The organism is Bradyrhizobium centrolobii (assembly GCF_001641635.1).
Classification (GTDB): domain Bacteria; phylum Pseudomonadota; class Alphaproteobacteria; order Rhizobiales; family Xanthobacteraceae; genus Bradyrhizobium; species Bradyrhizobium centrolobii.
Window position 1 is genome coordinate 147331 of the sequence record NZ_LUUB01000034.1, and the last position, 10456, is coordinate 157786.

The 10456-nt window shown below is 65.4% G+C and carries 10 protein-coding genes and 1 pseudogene; 7 read left to right on the forward strand and 4 right to left on the reverse strand.

The genetic code is table 11. The annotated features are described in order from the left end of the window. The first annotated feature begins 234 nt into the window (after positions 1 to 234). The 3 genes from AYJ54_RS07525 to AYJ54_RS07535 are packed head-to-tail and all read left to right on the forward strand — an operon-like array spanning position 235 to position 1730. Positions 235 to 771 carry a SixA phosphatase family protein gene (locus AYJ54_RS07525; protein WP_063697960.1) on the forward strand — a complete coding sequence of 179 codons (537 nt, stop codon included), beginning with the start codon at positions 235 to 237 and terminating at the stop codon, positions 769 to 771. A gap of 56 nt (positions 772 to 827) precedes the next feature. Next, the gene (locus AYJ54_RS07530) at positions 828 to 1253 is read left to right on the forward strand and encodes a universal stress protein (protein ID WP_063697962.1); all 426 of its coding nucleotides are present in this window, start codon (positions 828 to 830) and stop codon (positions 1251 to 1253) included. A 15-nt stretch (positions 1254 to 1268) separates the two neighbouring features. Continuing rightward, positions 1269 to 1730, forward strand: coding sequence for a hypothetical protein (locus AYJ54_RS07535; protein ID WP_063697963.1), 462 nt, complete (start codon positions 1269 to 1271; stop codon positions 1728 to 1730). 11 nt (positions 1731 to 1741) lie between these two features. Here AYJ54_RS07535 and AYJ54_RS07540 read toward each other — a convergent pair whose 3' ends face one another. Continuing rightward, positions 1742 to 1978 (reverse strand): DUF1127 domain-containing protein, encoded by a 237-nt coding sequence (locus AYJ54_RS07540; RefSeq protein WP_063697965.1) that lies wholly within the window; start codon positions 1976 to 1978, stop codon positions 1742 to 1744. 187 nt (positions 1979 to 2165) lie between these two features. Between AYJ54_RS07540 and AYJ54_RS07545 the strand changes: the two genes are divergently transcribed. Next, positions 2166 to 3509 carry an aminotransferase-like domain-containing protein gene (locus AYJ54_RS07545; protein WP_063697966.1) on the forward strand — a complete coding sequence of 448 codons (1344 nt, stop codon included), beginning with the start codon at positions 2166 to 2168 and terminating at the stop codon, positions 3507 to 3509. Positions 3510 to 3525: 16 nt separating this feature from the next. On the opposite strand, the gene AYJ54_RS07550 is transcribed toward AYJ54_RS07545, so the two are convergent. Further along, complete coding sequence (locus AYJ54_RS07550) at positions 3526 to 4113, reverse strand: hypothetical protein (protein ID WP_063697996.1); 588 nt, start codon at positions 4111 to 4113, stop codon at positions 3526 to 3528. A gap of 65 nt (positions 4114 to 4178) precedes the next feature. On the opposite strand from AYJ54_RS07550, the gene AYJ54_RS07555 reads away from it, so the two are divergent. Next, positions 4179 to 4613: a hypothetical protein gene (locus AYJ54_RS07555; RefSeq protein WP_063697968.1), complete on the forward strand. Its 435-nt coding sequence runs from the start codon at positions 4179 to 4181 to the stop codon at positions 4611 to 4613. A 3-nt stretch (positions 4614 to 4616) separates the two neighbouring features. On the opposite strand, the gene AYJ54_RS07560 is transcribed toward AYJ54_RS07555, so the two are convergent. Together AYJ54_RS07560 and AYJ54_RS07565 are read right to left on the reverse strand one after the other, a co-directional pair. Beyond that, positions 4617 to 7016: a bifunctional diguanylate cyclase/phosphodiesterase gene (locus tag AYJ54_RS07560; RefSeq protein WP_063697970.1), complete on the reverse strand. Its 2400-nt coding sequence runs from the start codon at positions 7014 to 7016 to the stop codon at positions 4617 to 4619. Between the two features lie 112 nt (positions 7017 to 7128). Beyond that, entirely contained in the window at positions 7129 to 8532 is a 1404-nt protein-coding gene (locus AYJ54_RS07565) for an MFS transporter (RefSeq protein WP_063697972.1), read from the reverse strand. Positions 8533 to 8759: 227 nt separating this feature from the next. Here AYJ54_RS07565 and AYJ54_RS07570 point away from each other — a divergent pair, with 227 nt between their 5' ends. After that, a complete protein-coding gene (locus tag AYJ54_RS07570; protein ID WP_082905529.1) occupies positions 8760 to 9635 on the forward strand; it encodes an MFS transporter in 876 nt (291 codons plus the stop codon). Positions 9636 to 9683: 48 nt separating this feature from the next. Next, positions 9684 to 10444: pseudogene (locus tag AYJ54_RS46890) on the forward strand (IS5 family transposase). The last annotated feature ends 12 nt before the right edge of the window (positions 10445 to 10456 follow it).

Consider the following 10456-nt stretch of genomic DNA (forward strand, 5'->3'; position numbering starts at 1 on the left):
GCGGGCCGCCTCCAGCGCGATGGAGAGCCCGGCGAGGCCGGCGCCGATGATGCAGACGTCGGCGTCGAGATCGAACGACAGCCGCACGCGCTCGCGAAAGCCGGCTTCTTCCTGGGACATGCTTGTGAAAGTCTCGCTCATGTCGTTTTCTTAAAGGACCGATCGGGCGCTTGTCACCTTGTCCTCAACCGGCGCCTGTAGATTATTCTGGACGCGTAATGATTCGAGAATGCCATGCGCCGTTTGATGCTGCTGCGTCACGCCAAGACAGAGACTGACGCACCCAGCGGCCGCGACCGGGATCGCCGCCTCGACCACCGCGGCCACAAGGATGCGGCGCAAATGGGAGACTGGATCGCGCATCATCCCCCCTTCCCCGACACCGTGCTGGTGTCGCCGGCTGTCCGGGCCAAGCAGACCTGGGACCTTGCCTGGGAGGCGATGAAGGACCGCGTTGCGGCACCGCAGGTCGAACTGCTGCCGGAACTCTATGGCGCAGACCCGGCGCGGCTCCTGGAAACCATTCGCACCGCAACCATCCCGGCCAACCCGAAACGGTTAATGCTGGTCGGCCATAACCCCGGCATGCATGAGCTGGCATTGATGCTGACAGGCAGCGGCCATCACGCCGACCGCAAGCACCTCGCCGACAACCTGCCCACCGCGGGACTTGCGATCTTCGACTTTGACGGCAAGGATTGGAGCGACATAGCATACCGTCACGGAAAGCTGGTGCTGTTCGTCAGCCCCAAGCTGTTGAAGCAGGCTTAAGGCGACTGGCGCTGTCTTGAGCCTCCTGATCCAGCTTGAAAGACAGGGAGGCGCAGATGTTCAAGTCCATTCTCGTGCCCATCGACCTCGCCGACACCGATCTGGCAAAGCCGGCGATTGCGACGGCGGCGACGCTGTCGCAGACCTGGAGCGGCACAGTACGCCTGCTCAACGTGCTGCCGATGACGCCGGTGATGCTCGCCGAATACGTGCCGGCGGATTTCGACGAGCAGCAGCGCCAGACCTCGGAGGAAGCGCTCGCCATCGTCGCGCGCGAGTCCGGCATCGAGGCGCCGCGCATCTCCAGCGTGGTGCGCCAGGGCGGCATCTATCACGAGATTTTGGAGGAAGCCGCCCACATGAAGGCCGACTTGATCGTTATGACTTCGCACCGGCCGGCGATGCGGACGTATTTCCTGGGGTCAAATGCCGGGCATGTCGTGCGCTACGCCAAATGCTCAGTGCTGGTGGTGCGGCACTAACCTCGGAGCAATGCCGTGCAGAACTGGTGGCGCAGGTGGAGCTATGAGATCCCGCTCGCGATCGGCGATGCGCTGCGGGATGTGCTGGTCGTGCAATTCGCTGCGCTCCTGGACCGGCTGACATGGCGAAAGGTAGCCACCCTCCTCCCCTTGGCCGTCCTGCTGATCGCCTATTACCACAGCGTCCCCCTCCCGCCCGCGCTGATGCTGGTCGGGGACCTCCTCGCCTATATCGACATCTTCTCGGTGGTCTTGATGCTCAGCATCCTGAGCCGGGCCGCAACGATTGCGTTCCTCGTCAAGCAGGCCGCGGCGCGAGCTGCCGCGCTGCTCGCGCGCCTTCGCACCAGCGTGCAGCGGATCGATGCCAGGCACCGGCGCGATGCGGGTTCGGCGAGGAGGCCATGCCGCAAGTCGGACCGCTCTGAGGACGATCGAGACTTTGGCGCGGCGTGGGGACAGTGCGCGATCGCCTGATCGCGGCGGTCTCAGAGATACCGCGTCAGTTCGGCCCTCACCTGCCCGTAGACGGCGTCCTCGATCTGGCAGCGCGTGATCCCGATGTCGCGCAGCGCGCGGTCATCGAGCTCGTTCAGCGTCTTGATGGCGGAGCGGCGCTCCAGGCGTTCGAACAGCGCATAGGCGCCACTGGCAAGGGCGCGGAAAAATCCGCCCGATGAGGATGGGCGTAAACTCCGCCCGGCAGTTTGCGAGATCGAGGTCATTGTTCTTCTCCGGCGGATCGTCCGCGCGGCGCAGCAGATGCCGTTGGCGCACACGCCTAGTGAGGCGCCTGCACCTTATTGCCCTCGGATTGCTCTCGCGCTCCTTGGCTCAATCGCGGAACTTGATGGAACTTAAATGCTCCAGTACAACCTTCGGTGCAAGGAAAAGATTGCTCTCGGTGCAATAATGTCCAAGTTCGAGTACGTGAAGCTCGCCGATGCCATTGCGGCGGATATCTCTAACGGGACGTTAAAGCCCGGCGACCGGCTGCCGCCGCAACGCAATTTTGCCTATGACCGTGGCATTGCGGTCTCGACCGCGAGCCGGGTTTATACGGAGCTGTTGCGCCGCGGGCTCGTGATCGGCGAGGTCGGCCGCGGCACGTTCATTTCCGGCGACGTCAGGCGCGAGATCGAGGTGATGAGCGAGCCGCGCGACGCGCGCATCAATTTCGAGGTCAATTATCCGCTGCTGCCGCAGCAATGGGCGATGATCGCAAAGAGCCTTGCGGGGCTGGGGCGCGTCGACGCGCTCGAATCCGCGCTACGGGCCTCGACCAGCACCGGCACGAAGAGCGCGCGCAATGCGGCCGCCGCCTATCTCGCGCGCAAGGACTGGACGCCGCAGGTCGACGAGATCGTCTTCACCGCGAACGGCAAGCAATCCATCGCCGCCGCGCTCGCCGCGCTCGTTCCCACGGGCGGCCGTTGCGGCGTCGAGGCGCTCACCTATCCCTACGTCAAGAGCATCGCGGCGCGGCTCGGGATCACCCTCGTCCCGATCGCGATGGACGAGTACGGCGCGCGTCCCGACGCGATCCAGAAGGCGCATCGCGAGTCGCATCTCACGGCGCTGTACATCCAGCCCACGATCCACAATCCGCTTGGCGTCACCATGAATGCGGCGCGACGCGCGGACATCATGCGCGTCGCCGAGAAGCTCGACCTCACCATCATCGAGGACACGGTTTACGGCTTCCTCGCCGACGAGGCGCCGCTAGCCGCGCTCGGGCCGGACCGCTGCCTCGTGCTCGACAGTCTGTCCAAGAAAGTCGCGCCGGGTCTCGCGCTCGGCATTTTGGTCGCGCCGCCTCGTCTGCGCGAGAGCGTCATGAGCGCGGTCAGGACCGGCGGCTGGATCGCCTCGGGCCATGCGCTCGCGGCCGGGCAGCGGCTGATGGCCGACGGCACCGTCGCCGAGCTGACGCGGCTGAAGCGCATCGACGCGACACGGCGCCAGCAGGCTGCGGCGAGGCATCTCGCCGGCTACCAGGTCTCGGCCGATACCCGGTCCTATCATCTGTGGCTCACGCTGCCGCCGCATTGGCGCTCGCAGACCTTCGTCGCCGCGGCAGCCCGGCGCGGCATCGCGCTGACGCCGTCCTCGACGTTTGCGATCGCACATGGTCACGCCCCGAATGCCGTGCGGCTCGCACTCGCCCCGCCCTCGCCCGAGCAGCTCGATTCCGGCTTGCGCACGATCGCCTCCCTGCTCGGTACCAAGGAAGAGGACTTCGACTCGACCGAGTAGCGTCGTCTCGCCGTGCTTAAGGCAGCACAGACCGCGGAAGGCGATCGAAACTGTAGCTCTGCGGCTGGTTGCGCCGCACGAAGCCGCCGATCTGCCAGGTGAACAAGGCGGCAAAGCCGATGACGAACAGCGCGCCGGCGAATTCGCCGACCATGAGCGCACGGATCAGGAGCCCGGTCATCGCCACCGCCAGCACCGCCAGAAGCGCAAGCGCCGCCGCATAGGTTTTGCGCCCGAGACCGACGGTCAGCACCGCGCGGCTGCCGGCTTCCGCCATACGCGCATGCAACTGCACGATGAAGTCGCGATAAGCATTGTCCTGCGCCGCCATCAGCGCCGCGGTCTGCCAGGTTGTCGACAGGATCGCGATACGGCCGCCGTCGGCATGGCTGATATCGGCGCGAAAGCGGTGCCGCTGCATCGACACCGGGCGGAACGACAGCCGGATCGCGCTGATCTCGTCATAGCGCCACAGGCCGGAGCGGCCGGCGATGTGCCAGGACAGGCCCTCCTCGGTCAGTTCGAAACGATGCGCCGAGCCGATCAGCGAGGCCTTGTAGGCGTAGCTCGCGACTGAAGCGGCCTGCGCTTCGGAAACCTGCATCTTGATAACCGATCCCGTCCGCGATCGGCTTGCGCGATCGCCCTCCGCCATCCTACAAGCGAGGCATGGCTGAGACGACCTTTTTTCCGCGCCGCCTGATTCTCGGTGCCGCCGTGATCTCCGGCGTGCTGCTCGCGCTCGCCGTGCACATGCTGGGCGCGCGCTACGGCCTCGACCTCGGTGGCCTCTGGCGCTCCGACACCCATGAGTTCATGCCGGCGGGCGCGGCGATCGCCTGGTGGCTGATCGCGACGGTCGGCTTTTCCGGCGGCTACTTCACGGCAACACTGATGCACAGCGCGGTGTCCGGCCAGATCCCGCAGCGGATGCGGCAGTTCCTGATTGCGGTGGGCGTGCTCCTGCTCGCCGGTGCGGGCCAGGCGGCGTCCGCGCCGAGCACGGTCCCGACCGGCTCCGCCGTGCTCGCGGGCTTTGCCGCGCTCAGCCTCGGCGCCGTGATGGCATTTTGCGGCGCGCATTTCGCGTTGCGCCGCGGGTAACCCTCACGCCGAGGCGCGCAGCCGCGGCTGTTCCAGCATCATCGCGACGTCAGAGGCCGGCCTCGGCTTGCTGAACAGATAGCCCTGCGCCTGGGTGCAGCCTTCGCGCCGGAGCAGCTCGAGCTGCGCATCGTTCTCGACGCCCTCCGCGGTGGTCACGATGCCGAGGCTGCGGCCCAGGCCCGTCACGGCGCGGATGATCGCCATGGAATCCTCGCGGGTCGTGAGTTCCGACACGAAGGACCGGTCGATCTTGATCTTGTCGAACGGGAAGCTGCGCAGATAGCTCAGCGACGAATAGCCGGTGCCGAAATCGTCAAGCGAGATCCGCACGCCCTTGGCGCGGAGCTCGTGCAGGGTGGCAAGCGTTGCCTCGCTGTTCTGGAGCAGGACGGATTCCGTGATCTCGAGCTCGAGGCGGGGCGCTGCGAGCCCCGACGATTCCAGTGCGTCGGTCACGGATGCAATCAGGTTCGGGCTCTTGAACTGGACCGGCGACAGATTCACGGCAACCCCGACATCGTCCGGCCAGGTCGCCGCATCCGCGCAGGCGCCGCGCAGCACGAGCTCGCCGAGCTGCACGATCAGTCCGGTCTCCTCGGCCAGTGGGATGAAGTTGATGGGCGAGATCAGGCCGCGCTGCGGATGGTTCCAGCGCAACAGCGCCTCGAAGGCGACGACGCGATCGCTGGCGACGTCGCGGATCGGCTGGTAGTGGACCTCGAACTCGTTCCGTTGCACTGCCGCGCGCAGATCCATTTCCAGGAGGCGCCGTGCCTGCGCGCGCGCATCCATGCCCGTCTCGAAGAAGCGATAGGTGCCGCGGCCATCGGCCTTGGCGCGGTACAGCGCGAGGTCGGCGTTCTTCAAAAGCTCGTCCGGATTGGTGCCGTCCTGCGGCGACAGCGAGATGCCGATCGAAACGCCGATCACGATCTGATGGTCGGCGATCTCGTAGGGTGCGGAGATCGCCTCGACGAGGCGACCGGCCAGAACCGTCGCGGCGGCCTCCTCCGACCGGCCAAGCTGGACCACGGCGAACTCGTCGCCGCCGAGCCGCGCCACCGTATCGTTCTCACCTGCGCAGGCGGCGAGCCTGCGGCCGACCTCCTGCAGCAGCGCATCGCCGATCGGATGGCCGAGGGAATCGTTGATGTCCTTGAAGTGATCGAGATCGAGGCAGAGCACCGCGAGCTGGTCATTCGACTTCGCCCGGCGTAGCCCCTGCTCGAGCTGCTCGTGAAACAGCACGCGGTTCGGCAAGTTGGTCAGCGCGTCATGGCGCGCCATGTGCGAGATCTTCGCCTGCACCTCCAGCCATTCGGTGATGTCCTCGAAAGTCGCGACCCAGCCGCCGCCCTGCATCGGCTGGTTGACGACGCGGATCGAGCGGCCGAACCGGTTGACGACATCGGTCGTGGTGCGGCCCTCGCGCGCGTCGACCACAAGGCGCGCGAAGAATTCGTCGGCATCACCCTGCCACTGGCCTTTGACCTGCTCTTCCCGCAGCACGTCGACGAGCAGCCGACCCGTGAGCAGCATGTTGGTGCGGCGGAGCATCGCGGCATAGCGCTCGTTGAACAGGATGATCTTGCCGTCGGCGTCAAACATGCACAGCCCCTGCGACATGTTCTCGAGCGCGGTGTCCAGCACGACCTGCTGGCGCCCCAGTTCTCCCTTGGCGCGGCGATCGAGCAGCGCGGCGACGAGCGCAATAGCGATGATCGCGCCCGCGGCGCTGGCCGTGAGAAGGGACATCGAGGCCGGCGGGATCGACATCCCACCGATCGTGCGCGCGGGATCCGGTGTCAACTGCACCGCGCCCATGGCCGTGAAGTGATGCGAGACGATGGCGACGGTCAGCAAGACCGTCGCGCCCAGCGCGTTGGACAGACTGTCGCCTCGTCCAGCGACGAACAAGGCAAGCGATCCGAAAATGATGCCGAGCAGGATCGAGGCCGTCACGGTGCCGGTCACCCAGCTGATGTCCGCGGGGATATCGAGCGCCATCATGCCGGTATAATGCATCGCCGCCACACCGCCACCGACCACGGCGCCACCGAGCGCAATCAGAGCACTGCGCGTCGTGGACACCGAGATGCTCAGTCCGATGAAGGTGACGGCGATCGCGAAGATGAGCGAGAGGATCGTGATCGGGATGTCGTAAGCACCCGCGGCGCCGGGACCATAGGCCAGCATTGCGATGAAGTGGGTTGCCCAGATGCCCGCGCCGGCGACAGCGGCGTCGAGCGTGATCCACGCTACACGGGCGCCTCCGTGCGCCGCGCGCGCCCGCTGAAACAGGCTGATCGCCGCTGCGCTGGCAAGCAGGCACACCGCCCCGCCAAGCGCAACGAGGCGCCAGTCGTGCTCGTCCGTGAGACAGTAGAGAACTTGGTACATTGCAGATCCCTTTGGACCTGCACTTGAGCCGACAGAGGTAGATAGTCGGTAACCGGCTACAAACCGGCTACCGGAATGGTGAACAGGAAATGTGTGCGCTCGCTCACATTGTTCATGCCCGCGACGACGCGCCGAGCCCGATCACGGTCGCCGCAAGCAGCAGCGCGGCGGTTGAAATGACCAGCGACAGATGCAGGCCGGCCATGAATGCGCCTTCGCCCGCGACCAGCGAGCCGAACAGCGCGACGCCGAGCACGCTGCCGGTCTGCCGGGTCGCATTCAGGACGCCGGCCGCGATGCCGGAGCGGGCCTTCTCCACGCTGCCCAACAGGGTCGAGGTTAACGGCGGCACGAGCAGTCCGAGCCCGGCGCTGATCGCCACCATCTGCACGCAGATCGCCCCGTAGCTGGTATCGGGCGCAACGCCGAGCAGGCCGAGACAGCCGAGCGCCGACAGGCAGGCGCCGACAACAATGGTCGGGCACGCGCCGATCCGCTCGGCCACGCGCGGCGCAAGCAGATTGACCGGAAGCACCGCCCCCATCATCGGCACGAAAGCAAGCCCGGTCCACCACGCCGACAGCCCGTTGATCCTCTGGAAATACAGGCTGAGCACGAAGATCAGGCCGTAGATCGCGATGTTCACCAAAAGACCGACGAGCGAGGTCAGAGCGAACAGCCGGTGACTGAACTGCGACAGCGGCAGCATCGGCTGTGCCGCGCGGTTCTCCTGCCACACGAACAAGAGCCCGAGGATGGCCGCCGCGGCGAAGGCTGCAATCACGGCCGGATGGTCCCAGCCAAGTGCGCCGCCCTCGATGATTGCGCCGGCAAGCGCGCCGAGCGCCCCAATCGCAGCGAGTTGGCCAGGCAGGTCGATCTCGCGCGAGGGCGCACGCGTGGTCTCGTCGGCATAGCGCCAGGCCAGCCACAAGCCCGCCAGGCCGATCGGCAAATTGACCAGGAAGATCGCGCGCCACCCGACCAGCGTGATCAGGCCTCCGCCGACGAACGGACCGGCGGTAAGCGCCAGGCTCGCTCCGGCGGCCCAGACTGCGACGGCGCGGCCGCGTTGCCGGTCGTCCGGATAGGCATGGTTCAGGAGCGCGAGCGAATTCGGCACCAGAATCGCCGCCGCCAGTCCCTGGACCAGCCGCGCTGCGATCAGCGCGACGGCATTGGGCGACAACGCGCAGGCAAGCGAGGCCGCGGTGAAGATCGCAAACCCCGCCATGAAGATGCGCTTGGCGCCGATGCGGTCGCCGAGCGCGCCGGCGGTCAGGATGAAGGCGGCAAAGGCAATGGTGTAGGCACTGACTACCCATTGCAGCTCGGCGACGCCCCCGCCGAGCGTCTTGCCCATCGCATCGAGCGCGGTGTTGACGATGGTGACGTCGAGCTGCACCACGCCATAGCCCAGACTCATGGCGGCAAGCATCAGCGGCGAAGCGGCTTGCGCGGGTCGCGCGTTCCGCACCTGCGGGAACGAGTGCAGTTCAATAGATTCCGCTGGCATGATCCACCTCGGTGTTTGCGGGTGAACGCTGCCATTAAGCTTCCGTTGCGTGATCATGCTTCGGTTCTGATCGAAGCATTGTCGCGCGATGACTCGTATCCTTCGGCGGAAAGCATCGAAGCCTTCCGCCTTGCTCGCTAAGTAGATCCCGCCCGCGCGGACGGCGTAGGAACAGCGCGAGATCGCTTCGTGTTGACCGGTCCTATTCTCATCAAGGCAGCAAAGTCATGGCAAGAGCTGGCAACTACTCCATTCCATCAAGCGCAAGGTCGGACTTCGGCAAGACAACGACCATCGCCGCGGTCGCCTGCATGATCGGCGCGCTGTTCGCCGGCAGCACGATCGCAACCCCGCTGTACGTCATCTACAAACAGCAGTTCGGCTTCTCCCAGATCACGTTGACCCTGATCTATGCCGTTTACATCGTCGGAAACCTGACCGCGCTTCTGGTGTTTGGCCGCATGTCCGATGAGGTCGGACGCCGGCGCACTGCGGCTATTGCCATGGGCATCGCCATCATGGGCACGCTCGTGTTCCTGTTCGCCCACGGGATCGCGTCACTTTCGCCGGCGATCACGGGCTTTGGTGCCATGGCTCTTGTTGCCTTCTTCGCCGCGCTCGCGCCGAGCGTGCTCGCAAACGAGCTGCACGAAGCCAGCCACGCCGTCGCCGGGGCGATCTTCCTCGAGCTCGCGGCCGCCGTTGCGCTCATCATCGGACTGACCCGGTCGCTGTCGAGCCGCACCGCGATGCTGTGGTCACTCGGCCTCATGCTGCCGAGTCTTGCTTTGCTCGTGATCGCACAGTTCGCGGAAGCGCTGGGGGTCATGATCGCGGCCACCGCGATCTGCGGTGTGGCGGCGGGCCTCGGCTATCGCGGCAGCCTGCAGGTGGTGAACCAGATCGCGCCGGATGATCGCCGCGCCGAGGTCGTCTCGGCCTATTTCGTCTGCTGCTTCCTCGGCAATGCGCTTCCGGTGATCGGCATCGGCGTACTCTCGACCCTGATCAGCTCGACCGTGGCGAGCCTGGTCTTTGCCGTGACCATCACTGCCTTTGCGGTGATCGCCCTCGTGTTTGGACTAGGGTCTGTACCTAATTAGCGCGCTCTGATTCTCTTGCACCCGAACTGATTCGGCACGGGGGCTTTGATGCGCAAGGGGCTGTTCTGGCTCAACGACAAGCAGTGGGCTCAGATAAAGCCGCATCTGCCAACGAACCAGACCGGACCGGAGCGCGAAGATGATCGACGCATCATCAGCGGTATCATCCACATGCTTCAGTGTGGCGCGCGCTGGCGCGATTGCCCGCCCGACTTTGGTCCTTACACGACGATCTACAATCGGTTCAATCGCTGGGCCAAGCGCGGACATTGGCAGGCGATCTTTGAAGCGCTCGCCCGCTGCGGCAAGGATGGCGTGACTTTGTCCATCGACTCCACCTCGATCAAGGCGCATCGCTCGGCGAGCGGCGGAAAAGGGGGGAACATGAACAGGCGATCGGCCGCTCGCGCGGCGGGCGGACCACGAAAATCCACGCGCTGAGCGACCCTGATTGCAAACCCTGCGCATTTCATCTCACTCCGGGCCAGGACGCAGATATTGCCGCAGCGCCGGCCCTTTTGGAACTCGCGCCGCCCATGTCTGCCCTCATTGGGGACAAAGGCTACGACGGCGACGGCTTTCGCGCCGAAATCGTCAATCGTGGCGCCAAGCCCGTCATTCCAAACAAATCCAACAGGGTGACCTTCCACAACTTCAGCAAGCGCATCTATAAAGGGCGCAATGTTATCGAGCGTTGCTTCTGCCGGCTCAAGGATTTCAGGCGTGTCGCAACTCGTTACGATAAACTCGCCAGAAACTTCTTGGCTGCCGTCCACATCGCAGCCATCGTCGCCTATTGGATCAATTGAGTCTGGACCCTA